Genomic DNA, 16833 nt, shown 5'->3' with positions numbered 1-16833 from the left:
GCGGGCATAGGCGCGCCCATCTTCCCCGCCCGCCAAAAGCAAAGGTCCGCCCCCATGAAAGTGAATGTCTATGTGACGCTCAAGCCGGGGGTGCTCGATCCGCAGGGCAAGGCGATCCATCATGCGCTCGAGGGCCTCGGTTTCGGCGGTGTGGCGGACGTCCGCGCCGGCCGTTTCATCGAGCTGGATGTCGCCGACGGTACGAGCGACGCCGACCTCGACGCGATGTGCGCCAAGCTGCTCGCCAACACGGTGATCGAAAACTACCGCATCGAACGTCCGTAAAGGGAACCCAAGCCATGAAGACCGCCGTCATCGTCTTTCCGGGCTCCAACTGCGATCGCGATATGGCGGTCGCGCTGGAACAGGTCACCGGCCGTGCGCCCGCGATGGTGTGGCACCGCGAGACCGAGCTGCCCGACGGCGTCGATTTCATCGCGCTGCCTGGCGGCTTTTCCTATGGCGATTATCTGCGCTCGGGCGCGATGGCCGCGCGCTCGCCGATCCTGCGCAGCGTCGCCGATGCCGCAGCGCGCGGCGTGCCAGTGCTTGGCGTGTGCAATGGATTTCAGGTGCTGACCGAGGCGCTGTTGCTGCCGGGCGCGCTGATGCGCAATGCGGGGCTCAACTTCGTCTGCCGCACCGTGCCGCTCAAGGTCGAGAACAGCCAGTCGCTGTTCACCGCGAGCTATAATGCGGGTGAGGAAATCAACATCCCTGTCGCGCACCACGACGGCAATTATTTCGCCGACGCCGAAACGCTCGACCGGATCGAGGGCGAGGGGCGCGTCGCGTTCCGCTACGCCGACCCCGTCAACGGCTCGGCGCGCGACATTGCGGGTGTGCTCAATGATGCGGGCAATGTGCTCGGCATGATGCCGCATCCCGAACGCGCGATCGACCGCGCGCACGGCGGCACCGACGGGCTACGCCTGTTCGAGGCGGCGCTCGGCGTGCTCGCCTGAGCGCAAGGGCGCTTCGCCGGCAAAGCCTGCGTCCGCTTTCCCGTAAGAGGATACCGGTGCGTCGTCGCTGTACGCGGCGATCGCAGCGGTTTTGACGCCGGGCTCCAGCCACCGCCCGAACAGCAGCAAGACCGTCGGCCAGAACATCGTATTCCAGATATCGTGCCAATGCGCCGCATCCGGCTGGATCGCCGAGCGGCTGAGTTCGGCCGTCACGTCCAGCCATTCGCCGCCGCACGCCATGGCGAGGACCACAAGCCACGCGGCCACCCATCCGCCGCGCCAGCGCCAGACAAGCCGCACCGCAAGAAACACGGCCAGCCCGAAATAAATGTGCAAGGCATCCTTATCGAGGCCCGTCGCGTCGATGACCGACACTTTTCGCGCCTCGAACAGCGAGGCGATCTCGATTAAAGTCATGCAGTCAAACCTTGGCGCCGAACGGATTGAAATCGGTGCCTTCGTCGAACACATCGACACCTTCGCGCCGCTTCAACGCCCCCACCACCAGATAGGTTGCCGGGGTCAGCGCCGCTTCCCAGGCGACCTTCATCGCCCAGTTCGTGGTCAGAACGAGCAGCACCTGCTCGGTTTCCCAGATGCCGAGGAAGGCGATGGGATAGAAGATCAGGCTGTCGATACCCTGTCCGACGACAGTCGACCCGATCGTGCGCATCCACAGGAAACGCCCGCCCGTCGCCAGCTTCATCCGCGCAAGGACATAGGAGTTCACGAATTCGCCGGCCCAGAAAGCCGCCATCGAGGCGAGGACGATACGCCACGCGCTGCCGAACACGCTTTCGTAACTTGCCTGGCACACCGCGCCTGTCCCGCCGGCTTCGCCCGCCTTGAGCGTCAGCGCATCGGCGCCGCTGCACCACCAGTCCTGTGCGGGCGGCATCGCGAGCACGATCCAGCTCATCACCGCCATGAACAGCAGCGCGCCGAACCCCGTCCAGATGACGCGACGCGCGCGCGCATAGCCATAGACTTCGGTCAACACGTCGCCGATCACATAGCTGACCGGGAAGAACAGGATGCCGGCGCCAAAGGTGAACCCGCCGACCATCGACAATTTCGACGCACCGATGATGTTGCTGAGCAGCAGGACAGCAACAAATGCCGCCATGACGAGGTCATAATAGCGAAAATGCCGGATGCTCGCGGCGCTGACATGGGCGGGTTTGGCGGGCGGGGTGTCGGAATCGATCATCGGCCGCTGCTTAACCCGCTTTGCAGCCTACGCAAACCACGCTATTCGCGGCGCGACGCAAGAGCCTATGCGCGCCCGTAGCTCAGCTGGATAGAGCACCCGCCTTCTAAGCGGGTGGTCGCAGGTTCGAATCCTGCCGGGCGCGCCATTGCTGTTTGCACGCGCCGCCGATCAGATTCGCTCGACCTCGGAGACGATGATGACCACCCGCCTTCTACATCAGCTGCTTGGCATCGAATTGCCGATCATCCAGGCGCCGATGGCGGGTGTCTCGTCGCCCGCCATGGCCGCCGCGGTCAGCGAAGCCGGCGCACTCGGTTCGATCGCCGTCGGCGCCACCGACGCGGGCGGGGCGCGGGCGATGATCGCTGCAGTTCGTGAGCGGACCCGGCGGCCCTTCAACGTCAATCTCTTCTGCCATCGCCCGGCGGTCGCAAACGGCAGTGTCGAACGCGCGTGGATCGACCGATTTCGCGACCTGTTCGGCCAATATGGCGCCGCGCCGCCCGACCATCTTTCCGAAATCTACCAGAGCTTCGTCACCGACGACGCGATGCTGCGAATGCTCGTTGCCGAACGGCCCGCGGTTGTGAGCTTCCATTTCGGCCTGCCGCCAGCGGAGGCGATCGGTGCGCTGCGTGATGCCGGTATCGTCCTGTTTGCCTCCGCGACAAATCTGGCCGAGGCCCAGGCCATAGCGGCTGCCGGCGTCGACGCGGTGGTTGCGCAGGGGTGGGAAGCGGGCGGTCATCGCGGCGTCTTCGACCTCGACGCGCCCGATGATCGGCTCGGAACGGCGGCGCTGGTTCGCCAGCTCGTTGGCGCGGTCCATCTGCCGGTGATCGCGGCGGGCGGTATCATGGACGGCGCGGGTATCGCGGCGGCGCTGCGGCTCGGCGCCGCGGCGGCGCAGCTTGGCACCGCCTTTCTCGCCAGCGACGAGAGCCTTGCCGATGCGGGATACCGCGCGGCGCTTGCCAGCGACGCGGCGTATAAAACAGCGATAGTGCGCGCGGTATCGGGACGTCCGGCACGGATATTGGCGAACAACTTCGCCGCGCTCGATGCCGACATCGCGCCCGCCGATATTCCGGCCTATCCGATCGCCTATGACCTCGGCAAAGCGCTGAACGCCGCCGCCAAGGCGCACGGCGAATATGGATATGGCGCGCAATGGGCCGGGCAGGGCGCGCCGTTCGCCCGCGCCATGGCGGCGGCCGATCTCGTCGCGGCGCTGGCCGCCGAATTGTCGTCCGCACTCGAGCGGGACGACGGATGACTTTGGCGCGATGGAAACGGCGACGGGCGCATTCAAAGAGCGATGGATATGCCGGGGTCGCTATGCTTTAATCGGGCGGCGATGGCTGACGATAAACCCCGGTACAAATCCTACAACAGCCCCGCCGGCGGCTGGGGCGCGGCGGCCGCGACCGCGAAGGTGCTGCTCGAACAAAGCGTCGTCACCAAGGGATCGCGCGCGCTGCTGTCGATGAACCAGCCGGGCGGTTTCAAATGCCCGAGCTGCGCCTTTCCCGACGCCAGCTGCACCAAGAAGCTCGAGTTCTGCGAAAATGGCGCGAAAGCGCTCGCGCACGAGGCGACGAAATTCCGCGTGACGCGCGAATTTTTTGCGCAGCACAGCGTGACCGACCTGATGGAGCAGTCGGACTATTGGCTCGAAATGCAGGGGCGGCTGACCGAGCCGATGCGCTACGACGCCGCGACCGACCATTATGTGCCGGTGCGCTGGGACGATGCCTTCGCGCTGATCGGCGCGCACCTCCGCGCTCTTGCCAGCCCGCACGAGGCCGAATTCTACACCTCGGGCCGCACCGCGAACGAGACGGCGTTCCTCTATTCGATCTTCGTGCGCGAATTTGGCACCAACAATTTCCCCGACTGTTCGAACATGTGCCACGAACCGACGAGCCGCGGGCTGCCGCACTCGATCGGAGTCGGCAAGGGCACGGTGATCCTCGACGATTTCGAGCACGCCGAGGCGATCTTCCTGATCGGGCATAACGCGGGGACCAACGCGCCGCGGATGATGACGCCGCTGGTCGAGGCGCGCAAGCGCGGGGTCCCGATCGTCGCGGTCAACCCGATGCCCGAGCGCGCGCTGATCAAATTCACCGAACCGCAGGACATCGTCCAGATGGCGACCTTCGGCTCGACCGAGGTCAGCAGCGAATTCGTGCATATCCGGATCGGCGGCGATCTCGCGCTCCTCAAGGGCATGATGAAGGTGATGTTCGAGCGCGAGGCCGCGGGCGAAACTGTGCTCGATCACGACTTCATCGCCGAACATACGTCGGGTTTCGCAGCGCTGAAGGCCGATATCGAGGCGCAGACATGGCCCGACCTCGTTGCTGCGGCGGGGATTGACGAGGCGCAGATCCGCCGCTGCGCCGAAATCTACATCCGATCGAACGCGACGATCATCTGTTACGGCATGGGGGTGACCCAGCATCAGCAGGGATCGCAGCTCGTCCAGCAGATCGCGAACCTGCTGCTCCTCAAGGGCAATTACGGAAAACCGGGCGCGGGTATCTCGCCGATCCGCGGCCATTCGAACGTCCAGGGCGACCGCACCGTCGGGATCGACGAGAAACCGAGCCAGGCCTATCTCGACAAGGTGCGCGATGTCTTCGGTTTCGAACCCCCGCGCGGCGAGGGCCATCATAGCATCGAATCGGTCGAGGCGATGATGGCGGGCACCGCCAAGGTCTTCATCGGCCTCGGCGGCAATTTCGTACGCGCGGTGCCCGACACCGGCCGCGCTTACGACGCGATGCGAAAATTGGACCTGACCGTCGGGATCGCGACCAAGCTGAACCGCGGGCACCTCGTCCACGGCCGCGACGCGCTGATCCTGCCCGTTATCGCGCGCTCCGAGCGCATCGAAACCGCGGCAGGCGAGCAGTTCGTGACGATCGAGGATTCGATGTCGAACGTCACCGCCTCGCGCGGCGTGCTCGAACCTGCGAGCGCCGACCTGATGCCCGAGACCGAGATCGTCTGCCGCATGGCAATGGCGACGTTGCCGGACAGCAAGACCGGCTGGGCGCGCTATATCGACGATTATGGCCTGATCCGCGACAAGATCGCCGCGGTCTATCCCGCGCTCTACGAGGGTTTTTCGGAGCGCATCAAGGCGCCGATGGGTTTTCACCTCGATATCCCGCCGCGCCGCCGCGTGTGGGCGACGCCGAACGGCAAGGCCAATTTCCTGATCCTTCCGGGGCTCGCGGTCAATGCGGCGGTCGACGATCCCGACATGCTGCGCCTTGCGACCGTCCGCTCGCACGACCAGTTCAACACGACGATCTACAGCTACAATGATCGTTATCGCGGCGTGTATAACGACCGCATGGTCCTGTTTATGAACGCCGACGATATCGCGGTGCGCGGGCTGGAGGCGGGAACGAAGGTCGCGCTCGAAACGATCAGCGCCGACGGCGTCGTGCGCCGGGTAAGGGGGCTGACGATCCTCGACTATCCGATGTCGCGCGGCTCGGTCGCGGGCTATTATCCCGAGCTCAACCCGCTGCTGCCGCTGGCCCATTACGACAGGACGAGCGGCTGTCCCGCCGCCAAGTCGATCCCGGTGCGCGTCGTCCGGGCCGCGGACTGACGCCGCCGATGGCCGTCGGCAAACATATCGCGCCCGTCCGTTTCCTGATCTTTCCGTTCGTGCTGGTCGCCGCGATGGGAGCGGCGCTCGCATCGGACATCGATCCGCGCGCCGCGTTCCTGATCGGCTTCGACGTTGCCGCCTTTGTCTTTCTTTGCACCGTGGTGCCGCTCTTCCGCGCCGACGCCGATCAGATGCGTCGCCGCGCCGAATTCAATGACGCGAACCGCATCGGCCTGCTCGCGATCACCGTGCTGCTGTCGCTCGTCATCCTGTTCGCGGTGGGGACGCTGATCGCGAGCCCGGGCAAGCTGGGCCGCTGCGACGTCATACTGATCATCGCGACGCTCGCGCTCGCATGGCTCTTCGCGAACATTGTGTTCACCCTCCACTATGCGCATCTCTATTATCTGCAAAAGGACGGGCGTGACCAGCGCGGGATCGAGGTACCCGGCGTGCACGAACCCGGTTACTGGGACTTCCTCTATTTCGCCTTCACGCTCGGCATGACCTTCCAGACGTCGGACGTCACCATATCGGGCGCGCATATGCGCCGCGTCGTGCTCGGCCACTGCATGGCGGCGTTCATCTTCAACATGGGCATATTGGCGTTCACCGTGAACGCCATCGGCGGATCATGATCCCGCCAGCCGGTCGAGGTCGGCGGCGCTGTTGATGTTCGGCGGCACGAAATCGCTCGTCACCGGTCGCGCGCCGATCCGCCGGGCGAAGGCTTTGACCGCCAGATCGTCCGCATCTTCCAGCATAGACCGAAGGTCGCGCAGCGCCGCGACTGGCCACAACCCGATCACCGGCTGCGTCTCCAGAAAGGCCGGCGCGGGCTCCAGCAACGCACGCAGATCGCCCGGCAGGCGCACGCAATCGACCGGCGCGGTCAGCACCTGATCGAAGCCCTCATCCGCCGCGTGGATCAACGCCCCCGCAACCCCGCCGAGCGGCCCCATGTCGGCGCGCGGCCAGTCGGCGATCTCGCCCCTGCCGACAACGATCACCGCATCGCAGTGCGGACGCAGCGCCGCCAGCGCATGGTCGAGCAAGGTGCGCCCATCGAGCATCGCGAGCGCCTTGTCCGACCCGAAGCGGCTCGACCGCCCGCCTGCGAGCACCGCGCCGAGCGTCGTCATGCGATCATTCCGTGCGGATCGCTGACAACCAGCGCCGAATCCGCCCGCGCCAGCGTCACGAGCGTCAGCCCCGCCTGCACCGCGCGTGTCGCGGCGAGGCTCGTCGGCGCCGAAATGGTGACAAGCATCGGACAACCCGCGCGCACCGTCTTTTCGACCAGCTCATAGCTGCACCGCGCCGACAACAGGATAAAGCCGGAGGCGGGATCGATACCCGCGCGTGCCAGCGCGCCGATCAGCTTGTCGAGCGCATTGTGCCGCCCGACATCCTCGCGTGCGAGCAGGATGGCACCCGCGGGCGAGCAGAAGGCAGCGGCATGGACGGCACCCGTTGCGCGGCCGAGCGGCTGATGATCGTGCAGCGCCGCGAGCGCCGCCGCGATGGCGGTGCGATCGGCCCTGATGCGCGCGGTCACGGGCGGCAGCGGCCGCAACACCTCTTCGATATTCTCGATCCCGCACAGCCCGCAGCTGCTCTCGCTCACGCGCTTGCGCGCGCGTTCGAGCGCGAGCGCGTTGCGTTCGGGAGGTAGCCAGATGCGCAGCGCCCAACCGCCTTCGATCGGTTGCACATCGATCCGTCCGATCTGACCCGGGGTTTCGATCAGACCCTCGCCAAGCGCAAAGCCAATCGCATAATCTTCAAGATCGGCCGGGGTCGCCATCATCACGGCATAGGCAATGCCGCCGACCTCGACCGAAACCGGCGCCTCGATGGCGATGCTGCGGGTCAGCGCCGCATCGCCGGGCTCGGCGAGACCGAGGCGGCGGACGGGAAGGTCGATCATTTCCTGATTCATCGGCACACCGTACCGCATCCGCGCTCGCCTGTCTCAACCGGCACGGCCGAGCCGTTCGGCGAGGAAGTCGACGAATACGCGCACCCGCGCCGGGGTGTTCGCGCCGCCAGCAAACACCGCGTGGATCGCCTCGATATCGCCCGGATTATAGTCCTCCAATATCGGGACGAGCGCGCCGCTCGCGATCTGGTCGGCGATGCTGAACGCGCCGACGCGCGCGATGCCGACGCCGGCCGCCGCAAGCTGTCCCAGCGTCTCGCCATTGTTCGCCTCGATATTGCCCTGCACCGATAACGTGAATTCGCGGTCGCCGTCGCGGAAGGGCCAGGTCGGCTCGGCGCGGCGGAAATTGAAGTTCAGGCAATTATGGCCGTGCAGATCCTCGGGCACGCGCGGCGTGCCGTGCGCAGCGAGATAGGCGGGCGAAGCGATGATGACGCGGCGGCTTTCGCCCAGCTTGCGCGCGGTGAGTGGGCTGTCGGCCAGCGGGCCGAAACGGATCGCGACGTCGGCCTGACCGGCGGAAATGTCGATGAGCCGGTCGGCAAGGCTGATGTCGACGAGGATGTGCGGGTGCAGGCGCACGAAGTCGCCGAGCAAGGGCACGATGGTCAGCCGCCCGTGCGCCTGCGCCGCGCTGACGCGCAGCCGCCCGCGCGGGGCGCCCTGATCGGCGATGACCTGCTCGGCATCGTCGAGGTCGGCGAGGATGCGCCGCGCGGCGCGCAGATAGGCCTCGCCCTCGGCGGTCAGCGCGAGCGCGCGGGTCGAGCGCAGCAGCAGGCGCACGCCGAGCCGCGTCTCGATCCGGTCGATCGTGCGGCTGACCGCCGACGGCGTGAGGCCAAGGCAGCGGCCGGCGGCGGAAAAGCTGCCCTCCGCGACGGTAGCGGCGAAGACCTCCATCGATCGCGCGCGATCGCCACTACCGTCCATCTTTGCGTTCATTTCAAAAATCCTTGGCTCCCGTGGACGCTACTGCGCCTGTCATCTCGAGTCCATCTATGCGTACGACACGTAATCGAAAGGGCAGGATCATGGAATATCGGCAATTGGGATCGTCGGGGCTTCGCGTTCCGGCGTTGAGTTTCGGGACCGGGACGTTCGGCGGCCAGGGGCCGCTGTTCAGCGCGTGGGGCACGAGCGACGCCGCCGAGGCGCGGCGCCTGATCGACATCAGCCTCGATGCCGGGGTCACCCTGTTCGACACCGCCGACGTCTATTCGACCGGCGCGTCCGAAGAGATTTTGGGCGAAGCGATCAAGGGTCGCCGCGGCGCAGTGCTCATCTCGACCAAGACCGGGCTGCCGATGGGCGACGGGCCGCAGGATTGGGGCGCCTCGCGCAGCCGTCTGATCCGCGCGGTCGAAGATGCGCTGCGGCGGCTCGGCACCGACCATATCGACCTGCTGCAACTCCACGCGTTCGACGCCTCGACCCCGGTCGACGAACTGATTGGCACGCTCGCTACGCTGATCGCCGCGGGCAAGCTGCGCTACGCCGGCGTTTCCAACTATCCCGGCTGGCAGTTGATGAAGGCGCAGGCCGCCGCCGACCGCCTCGGCACGCCGCGCTTCGTCGCGCACCAGGTCTATTATTCGCTGATCGGGCGCGCCTATGAGGCCGATTTGATGCCGCTCGCCGCCGATCAGGGCATCGGCGCGCTGGTGTGGAGCCCGCTCGGCTGGGGCCGCCTGACCGGCAAGATCGGGCGCGACCGCCCGATTCCCGCGGGCAGCCGCCTGCACGAAACCGAGCAATTCGCGCCGCCCGTCGCCGAAGAGATGCTCTACCGCGTGATCGACGCGCTCGAAGCCGTCGCCGCCGAAACCGGCAAGACGGTGCCGCAGATCGCGCTCAACTGGCTGCTCCGGCGCCCCACCGTGTCGTCGGTGATCATCGGCGCGCGCAATGAGGAACAACTGCGCCAGAATCTTGGAGCCGTCGGCTGGGCGCTGACCGCAGACCAAATCGCCGTGCTCGACGCGGCGAGCGACGTCCTGCCGCCCTATCCCCACACCCCCTATCGGCAGCAGGCGGGTTTCGCCCGGCTGAACCCGCCGCTCGTCTGACAGGATACTCTCCCATGAAAATCAACTTCCCGCTACTGGCGCTCGCGACCGGCGCCTTCGGCATCGGCATCACCGAATTCGCCCCGATGGGTTTGCTCCCCGACATGGCCGAAGGGCTGGGGGTTTCGATCCCCGCCGCCGGGCTGCTCGTGTCGGCCTATGCGCTCGGCGTGCTGATCGGCGCGCCGCTGATGACGCTCACCACCGCAAAGATGAACCGCCGCACCTTGCTGATCGGCCTGATGGCGATCTTCACGCTCGGCAATTTCCTGTCGGCGATTGCGGGCGATTACACGACGCTCATGGTCGCGCGCGTGATCACCTCGCTCAACCACGGCGCCTTCTTCGGCGTCGGATCGGTTGTCGCGGCGAGCCTCGTCGCGCCCGAAAAGCGCGCGAGCGCGGTCGCGGCGATGTTCATGGGGCTGACGCTCGCCAATGTCATCGGCGTGCCGCTCGCGCCGTGGGTCGGCGAGGCGTTCGGCTGGCGCACCGCGTTCGGCGCGATCGCGATATGGGGCCTCTTCACCATGGCCGCGCTCCGTTTCGCGCTTCCCGACATCCCGCGCGCCGAAGGCGGCAACATGCTCGCCGAGCTGGGTGTGCTGAAGCGCCGCGAGGTGCTGGTCGCATTGGCGCTCACCGCGATCGGATCGGCCGCGATGTTCACCGTCTTCACCTATATCGCGCCGATCCTGAAGGAAGCGACGGGGGCAGGGACGTTGTTCGTGACCGCGATGCTGGTGATTTACGGCCTCGGCCTCACCGCCGGCAACTGGCTCGGCGGCATCTTTGCCGACCGTTCGATCGACCGCACCCTGATCGTCTCGCTGACCGGGCTTGCGGCGATGCTGATCCTGTTTGCTGTCACAATGTATTCGCCAATCGCGGCCGGGGTTACGATCTTCCTGTGGGGCGTCGCGACCTTCGCCATCGTCCCGCCGCTCCAGATGCGCGTGATGGAGGCGGCCTCCGACGCGCCAAACCTCGCCTCGGCGGTCAATATCGGCGCGTTCAACCTCGGCAATGCCATCGGCGCGGCGGTCGGCGGCGGGGTGATCGGGCTCGGTCTCGGTTTTCCGGCGGTGTCGATTGCGGGCGCGGTGATGGCGGTTGCCGGTCTCGCGATCGTGCTGGCATCGCGCCAGCGCGCTGCCCCGGTGCTCGCGCAAGCCTGACGATTGCCATTTCGGTGGCGGAGCTTATGCCATCGCGGGTATGAAAGCCGAAATTCTCGCCGTCCTGCTTGGCAAGGTCCGCCCCTTCCGCGGCGACGATGAACCGAGCGCCATCGGCAAGCTGCCGGTGGCGGACGTGGTCGCCGTCGGTCCGATGGGCCTTGCCGGCGACGAGCAGGCCGACCGGACGGTGCATGGCGGCATCGACAAGGCGATCCATCACTACCCCGCCGATCATTATGATTGGTGGCGGGGGTATCTGGACGATGCGCCGTTGCTCGATGCACCGGGCGCGTTCGGCGAGAATATCTCGACCGCCGGTCTCGACGAGCGGAACGTCTTCCTCGGCGACCGCTTCCGCCTCGGCACCGCGCTCGTCGAAGTGACGCAGGCGCGCCAGCCGTGCTGGAAACTCGATCATCGCTTTCAGGCCAAGGGCGTGATGGCGCAGGTGGTCAAGACGCGGCGGACGGGCTGGTATTACCGCGTGCTCGAACCCGGTCAGGTGCGTGCGGGCGACGCGCTCGACCTCGTCGAGCGGCCTTATCCCGAATGGCCGCTGGCATCGCTGTTCGCCTTGCTGATCGGCGGTGAGGCGAAGGATCGCCCGGCGGACCTGCGCGCGCTCCGCGACGTGCCTGTGCTCGCCGAAACGTGGAAGGTAAGGCGCGCCAAGCTCGCCGAGCAGTTCGGCGCAGATTAGGGTCAGGATCTAGCGGGTCCGCTCGTCGTCGAAAAATTCGACGTCCGACTGCCGCGCTTCGCCAGCGAGGCGTTCGACATGAACCGCAAGACGCTCGGTTTCCGCGGGTGTGAAATGCAGCCCCAGCTTGCTGCGCCGCCAAAGGACATCGTCGGTGGTGCGCGCCCATTCGCGCATCGCCATCCAGCGCAGTTCCGCCACGCTGAGCCCATGCGCGATCTCGCCGCCGAGTGCGTCCCAACCTTCGGCCTGGGCGAGCCACGACTGCGCATCAGTGCCATAGGCGCGGGTGATGCGGTCGACCGTCGCCGCCGTCAGGAAGGGATAGGAAAGCCTATATTCTGCCTTGAGCGCCGCCACGCCATTCGTCGGAAAATCGCCGCCGGGAAGCGGCGCCTTGGCGGTCCAGTGCTTGGACGACAGCGCCGGAACATGATCGGCAAGCTCGTCGACCGCGGCTTCGGCGACGTGGCGATAGCTTGTGATCTTGCCGCCATAGATGGTGAGCAGCGGCGCACCTTCGGCGAGGTCGAGGTCGATGCGGTATCCGCGCGTTGCCGCCTCGGGGCGGCCCGATCCATCCTCGATCAGCGGTCGGACGCCCGAATAGGTCCAGACGACATCGGCGGGGGTGACGGGCGTGCGGAAATAGAGGCTCGCGCCTTCGCACAGATAGGCGATTTCCTCGTCGCTCGCCTTCGCCTCGCTCGCCGGCCCGTCATGGTCCTGATCGGTCGTCCCGATCAGCGTGAAGTCGCGCTCATAAGGAATGGCGAAGAAGATGCGGCCGTCGGGAAGCTGGAAGAAATAGGCATAGTCATGCTCGAAGACCTTGCGCACGACGATATGCGAACCGCGCACCAACCGCATCTGATGGTCGGGTTCGGCGTCGGCGCGTTTGAGAAGGTCGAGCACCGCGGGGCCCGCCGCATTCACGACGCTCCGGCCGGTGAAGCGATATTGGTGGCCCTGATCGTCGCGCGCGTCGACGACCCACAAGTCATCCTCGCAGCGCAGCATTTCGGCGCGCGTCCGCGTGCGAACGCGCGCTCCGCGGTCGGCGGCATCGCGCGCGTTGAGCGCGACCAGCCGCGCATCGTCGGCCCAGCCGTCCGAATATTCGAAGCCGTGGACATATTGCGGTTGCAGCGGCCCGCCCGCGGTATGACGGCGCAGGTCGATCGAGCGCGTCGCGGGCAGTTTCTTGCGCCCGCCGATATGGTCGTAGAGAAACAGCCCGAGCCGCAGCAGCCAGCGTGGCCGCAGCCCCGGCCGATGCGGCAGGACAAAGCGCAGTGGGCGGATGATGTGCGGCGCGATGCCCCACAGTATTTCGCGTTCCTTCAGCGCTTCGCGGACGAGCCGGAATTCATAATGTTCGAGGTAACGCAGTCCGCCGTGAATCAGCTTGGTCGATTTCGACGACGTGCCCTCGGCGAGGTCACCCGCTTCGAGCAGCAGCACGCGCGCGCCGCGCCCCGCGGCATCGCGCGCCACACCCGCGCCATTGACCCCGCCGCCGACGACGATGACATCATAAGGGGCAGGGCTGTCGGCCATGGCGAATTCCTATGGCAGCGTTGTCGGATTTGCCAAGTGCCGACATCGTATGCGGCCTACGTATGCGCGTTGCATTCGCTTCGTGTATCGCCCAATTCTTTTCATGTTATCCAAGGGGACGATTGTGAGCGTGAAAGTCGAAACATTGGTGCTGTTCGGCGCGACGGGCGACCTGGCGCAGCGCATGCTCTTTCCCTCGCTCTACAATCTCCACCTCGACGGGCTGCTTGCCGGCGCGCTGACGATCATCGGATCGGGGCGCTCGAAAATGGATCGTGCAGCGTTTCAGGCGCAGGTCCGCGATGCGCTCACCGAGCATCTGCCCGCCGACCGTATCGAGGATGCGGGTGTCGCCGCCTTCCTCGACCGCATCGATTATTGCGCGATCGATGCCGGCGCCGGCACGGGTTATGACGAACTTGCGGCGCTACTCGGCGACCGCATGGGCCGCCCCATCGGCGTCTATCTCTCGACCCCGCCATCGATGTTCGGTCCGATCGCACAGGGGCTCAAGGCCGCCGGCATCGCCTGCGCCGAATGCCGCATCGCGATGGAAAAGCCGATCGGCCACGATCTCGCCTCGTCGCGCGACGTGAATGCGCAGGTCGGCGACGCCTTTGCCGAGGACCGCGTGTTCCGCATCGACCATTATCTCGGCAAGGAAACGGTGCAGAACCTGCTGGCGCTGCGCTTTGCCAACATGTTGTTCGAGCCGCTCTGGAACGCGCAGGCGATCGACCATGTCCAGATCACCGTCGCCGAAACCGTCGGGCTCGAAGGCCGCGTTTCCTATTATGACGGGGTCGGCGCGCTCAAGGACATGGTGCAGAACCATATGCTGCAATTGCTCGCGATCATCGCGATGGAGCCGCCGTCGAGCGTGTCGTCGACCGCGGTGCGCGACGAGAAGGTCAAACTGCTGCGCAGCTTGCGCAAGATGACCGCCGCCGACGTCAAAGCGCACAGCGTCAAGGGTCAGTACACCAGCGGCGCGGTCAATGGCGGCGCGGTCGCGGGCTATGCCGACGAACTCGGCAACCCGTCGAACACCGAAACCTTCGTCGCGCTCAAAGCCTATATCGACAATTGGCGCTGGAAGGGCGTGCCCTTCTATCTGCGCACCGGCAAACGCATGCCGCAGCGCAAGTCGGAGGTGCTGATCCAGTTCAAGCCGGTGCCGCACAATATCTTCGCGCGCGTCGGCGCGGGCAAGCTCGATGCGAACAGCATGATCATCAACCTGCAGCCCGAGGAAAATATCCGGGTCAAGGTGATGGCGAAACAGCCCGGCCTCGACCGCGACGGCGTGAAGCTCAAAGAGGTGACGATGGACGTCTCGCTCTCGCACAGCTTCGCCGGCGAGCGGCGGCGCATCGCCTACGAACGTCTGCTGCTCGATTTCATCGAGGGCGACCAGACTTTGTTCGTCCGCCGCGACGAGGTCGAGGCGCAGTGGCAGTGGATCGATTCGATCCGCGATGCCTGGGCGGAGGTCGATATGGCGCCGCAGAATTACACCGCGGGCAGCTGGGGCCCGTCGAGCGCCATCGCGCTGATCGAACGCGACGGAGCGAGTTGGCATGATTGAGGAAAACACGTCGCCCCTGCGAAGGCAGGGGCCGCTGGCAACCTTGCGCTGCGCCGATAGCGGCCCCCGCCTTCGCGGGGGCGACGAGGAAATTTTATGACTGATCTCCACCCTACCATCGCCGCGGTCACAGACCGCATCATCGAACGCAGCGCGCCGCGCCGCGCCGCTTATCTCGACCTGATGGACCGCCAGCGCGAAGCCGGCACCAATCGCGGCAACCTGTCGTGCGGCAATCTTGCGCATGGCTTTGCCGCGTCGGGCGAGGACAAGCCCGCGATCCGGTCGGGCGCCGAAATGAACATCGGCATCGTCACCAGCTATAACGACATGCTCTCGGCGCATCAGCCGTACGGCCGCTATCCCGAGCAGATCAAACTTTTTGCGCGCGAAGTCGGCGCGACCGCGCAGGTCGCGGGCGGCGTTCCCGCAATGTGCGACGGGGTGACGCAAGGGCAGGCGGGTATGGACCTGTCGCTGTTCAGCCGCGACAATATCGCGCAGGGCACGGTGATCGCGCTGAGCCACGCGATGTTCGAGAGCGCGCTGCTCCTCGGCATCTGCGACAAGATCGTTCCCGGCCTGCTGATCGGCGCGCTGCGCTTCGGCCATCTGCCGCAAATCCTGATCCCCGCGGGCCCGATGCCCTCGGGGCTCGCGAACAAGGAAAAGCAGCGCGTCCGCCAGCTTTATGCCGAGGGCAAGGCGACCCGCGACGAACTGCTCGAAGCCGAAGCGGCGAGCTATCATGGCGCCGGCACCTGCACCTTCTACGGCACCGCGAACAGCAACCAGATGATGATGGAGCTGATGGGGCTCCATGTTCCCGGCAGCGCCTTCACCAACCCCGGCACCAAGCTGCGCCAGGAACTGACGCGTGCCGCGACGCATCGCGTCGCGCAGATCGGCTGGGACGGTGACGATTATCGCCCGCTGGCGCACTGCGTCGACGAGAAAGCGATCGTCAACGCCGCGATCGGGCTGCTCGCCACGGGCGGCTCGACCAACCATGCGATCCACCTGCCCGCGATCGCGCGCGCGGCCGGGATCATCATCGACTGGCAGGATTTCGACGAGCTCAGTCACGCGGTGCCGCTGCTCGCGCGCGTCTATCCGAACGGCGCGGGCGATGTGAACAATTTCCACGCCGCGGGCGGCATCGGCTATGTCGTGCGCGAACTGCTCGGCGCGGGCTTGCTTCATGGCGACGTGCTGACGGTTGGCGGGACGATGGCCGACTATGCATCGGAGCCGGTGCTGGTAAACGACGAACTTCACTGGCAGGCGGCGCCCGCCGAGAGCCGCGACGACACCATGCTGCGCCCCGCTGCGGCGCCTTTTTCTCCCGACGGCGGGATGCGTCTGCTCGCGGGCAATCTCGGCCGCGCGATTATCAAGACCAGCGCGGTTGCCGAGGATCGCTGGACGATCGAGGCGCCGTGCCGGATCTTCGACACGCAGGACGCGGTGCTGACCGCGTTCAAGGCGGGCGAACTCGAACGCGACGTCATCGTCGTCGTGCGCTTCCAGGGCCCGCGCGCCAATGGCATGCCCGAACTGCACAAGCTCACCCCGGCATTGGGCGTGCTCCAGGATCGCGGCTTCCGCGTCGCGCTGCTCACCGACGGCCGCATGTCGGGCGCGAGCGGCAAGGTCCCCGCGGTGATCCACCTCTCGCCCGAAGCCTTGCCCGGCATCGACGGCGTCAGCGGCCCGCTCGCCTTCCTCGTCGATGGCGACATTGTCCGCGTTTGCGCGCGCAAGGGCGAGGTGCTCGCGCTCGTCGATCCTGATATCTGGGCCGCGCGCAGTCCCGCCGTCGCGCCGCCGCCGGCGCTGGGTGTCGGCCGCGAACTGTTCGCCCTATTCCGCCATCACGCCGACGAAGCCGAAAAGGGCGGATCGGCTGTTTTGGCGGCGATGGAAACGGTAATCTAGCTCGTCGCCCCCGCGAAGGCGGGGGCCGCTGGCAACC

General features: G+C 66.3%; 16 protein-coding genes and 1 tRNA gene. 11 read left to right on the top strand and 6 right to left on the bottom strand.

Going from position 1 to position 16833, the window contains the following annotated elements; genetic code table 11:
- Positions 1-54: 54 nt before the first annotated feature.
- On the top strand, positions 55-285 hold the full coding sequence (gene purS / locus ATE70_RS22280) for a phosphoribosylformylglycinamidine synthase subunit PurS (protein WP_037513977.1): 231 nt from the start codon (positions 55-57) through the stop codon (positions 283-285).
- A gap of 14 nt (positions 286-299) precedes the next feature.
- Positions 300-965 carry a phosphoribosylformylglycinamidine synthase subunit PurQ gene (gene purQ / locus ATE70_RS22275; RefSeq protein WP_058539735.1) on the top strand — a complete coding sequence of 222 codons (666 nt, stop codon included), beginning with the start codon at positions 300-302 and terminating at the stop codon, positions 963-965.
- Here the strand turns inward: purQ and ATE70_RS22270 are convergent.
- Both ATE70_RS22270 and ATE70_RS22265 read right to left on the bottom strand, forming a co-directional pair.
- On the bottom strand, positions 927-1385 hold the full coding sequence (locus tag ATE70_RS22270; RefSeq protein WP_082640001.1) for a hypothetical protein: 459 nt from the start codon (positions 1383-1385) through the stop codon (positions 927-929). The genes purQ and ATE70_RS22270 overlap by 39 nt on opposite strands.
- 4 nt (positions 1386-1389) lie before the next feature.
- Complete coding sequence (locus tag ATE70_RS22265; RefSeq protein ID WP_058539734.1) at positions 1390-2178, bottom strand: queuosine precursor transporter; 789 nt, start codon at positions 2176-2178, stop codon at positions 1390-1392.
- A 71-nt stretch (positions 2179-2249) separates the two neighbouring features.
- On the opposite strand from ATE70_RS22265, the gene ATE70_RS22260 reads away from it, so the two are divergent.
- The 4 genes from ATE70_RS22260 to ATE70_RS22245 all read left to right on the top strand — a co-directional run bounded on the left by ATE70_RS22260 (position 2250) and on the right by ATE70_RS22245 (position 6453).
- Positions 2250-2326, top strand: a tRNA-Arg gene (locus ATE70_RS22260).
- Between the two features lie 51 nt (positions 2327-2377).
- Positions 2378-3457, top strand: a complete 1080-nt coding sequence (locus tag ATE70_RS22255) for an NAD(P)H-dependent flavin oxidoreductase (protein ID WP_058539776.1) — start codon at positions 2378-2380, stop codon at positions 3455-3457.
- An 81-nt stretch (positions 3458-3538) separates the two neighbouring features.
- Positions 3539-5812, top strand: a complete 2274-nt coding sequence (locus tag ATE70_RS22250) for an FdhF/YdeP family oxidoreductase (protein ID WP_058539733.1) — start codon at positions 3539-3541, stop codon at positions 5810-5812.
- A gap of 8 nt (positions 5813-5820) precedes the next feature.
- Positions 5821-6453, top strand: a complete 633-nt coding sequence (locus tag ATE70_RS22245) for a DUF1345 domain-containing protein (RefSeq protein ID WP_058539732.1) — start codon at positions 5821-5823, stop codon at positions 6451-6453.
- Here ATE70_RS22245 and mobA read toward each other — a convergent pair.
- The 3 genes from mobA to ATE70_RS22230 are packed head-to-tail and all read right to left on the bottom strand — an operon-like array spanning position 6448 to position 8705.
- Positions 6448-6957 carry a molybdenum cofactor guanylyltransferase gene (mobA, locus tag ATE70_RS22240; protein WP_058539731.1) on the bottom strand — a complete coding sequence of 170 codons (510 nt, stop codon included), beginning with the start codon at positions 6955-6957 and terminating at the stop codon, positions 6448-6450. The two genes, ATE70_RS22245 and mobA, sit on opposite strands and share 6 nt — an antisense overlap.
- The gene (gene fdhD, locus ATE70_RS22235) at positions 6954-7775 is read right to left on the bottom strand and encodes a formate dehydrogenase accessory sulfurtransferase FdhD (protein ID WP_443028829.1); all 822 of its coding nucleotides are present in this window, start codon (positions 7773-7775) and stop codon (positions 6954-6956) included. Before fdhD ends, mobA begins: the two co-directional genes overlap by 4 nt.
- 15 nt (positions 7776-7790) lie before the next feature.
- Positions 7791-8705 carry a LysR family transcriptional regulator gene (locus tag ATE70_RS22230; RefSeq protein WP_058539729.1) on the bottom strand — a complete coding sequence of 305 codons (915 nt, stop codon included), beginning with the start codon at positions 8703-8705 and terminating at the stop codon, positions 7791-7793.
- Between the two features lie 89 nt (positions 8706-8794).
- Here ATE70_RS22230 and ATE70_RS22225 point away from each other — a divergent pair, with 89 nt between their 5' ends.
- From ATE70_RS22225 to ATE70_RS22215, 3 genes are read left to right on the top strand one after another with little or no spacing between them, the layout of a single operon-like run.
- Positions 8795-9829, top strand: coding sequence for an aldo/keto reductase (locus ATE70_RS22225; protein ID WP_058539728.1), 1035 nt, complete (start codon positions 8795-8797; stop codon positions 9827-9829).
- Positions 9830-9843: 14 nt separating this feature from the next.
- Complete coding sequence (locus ATE70_RS22220; RefSeq protein WP_058539727.1) at positions 9844-11007, top strand: MFS transporter; 1164 nt, start codon at positions 9844-9846, stop codon at positions 11005-11007.
- 40 nt (positions 11008-11047) lie between these two features.
- A complete protein-coding gene (locus tag ATE70_RS22215; protein WP_058539726.1) occupies positions 11048-11710 on the top strand; it encodes an MOSC domain-containing protein in 663 nt (220 codons plus the stop codon).
- Between the two features lie 9 nt (positions 11711-11719).
- Here ATE70_RS22215 and ATE70_RS22210 read toward each other — a convergent pair whose 3' ends face one another.
- On the bottom strand, positions 11720-13270 hold the full coding sequence (locus tag ATE70_RS22210) for a glycerol-3-phosphate dehydrogenase (protein WP_058539725.1): 1551 nt from the start codon (positions 13268-13270) through the stop codon (positions 11720-11722).
- A 103-nt stretch (positions 13271-13373) separates the two neighbouring features.
- Here ATE70_RS22210 and zwf point away from each other — a divergent pair, with 103 nt between their 5' ends.
- Both zwf and edd read left to right on the top strand, forming a co-directional pair.
- Complete coding sequence (zwf, locus tag ATE70_RS22205) at positions 13374-14858, top strand: glucose-6-phosphate dehydrogenase (protein ID WP_082640002.1); 1485 nt, start codon at positions 13374-13376, stop codon at positions 14856-14858.
- A 96-nt stretch (positions 14859-14954) separates the two neighbouring features.
- Positions 14955-16796 (top strand): phosphogluconate dehydratase, encoded by a 1842-nt coding sequence (gene edd / locus ATE70_RS22200; RefSeq protein WP_058539724.1) that lies wholly within the window; start codon positions 14955-14957, stop codon positions 16794-16796.
- The last annotated feature ends 37 nt before the right edge of the window (positions 16797-16833 follow it).

This window comes from Sphingopyxis sp. H053 (assembly GCF_001468225.1).
GTDB lineage: Bacteria > Pseudomonadota > Alphaproteobacteria > Sphingomonadales > Sphingomonadaceae > Sphingopyxis.
This window is presented reverse-complemented; position numbering and strand designations above follow the sequence as displayed.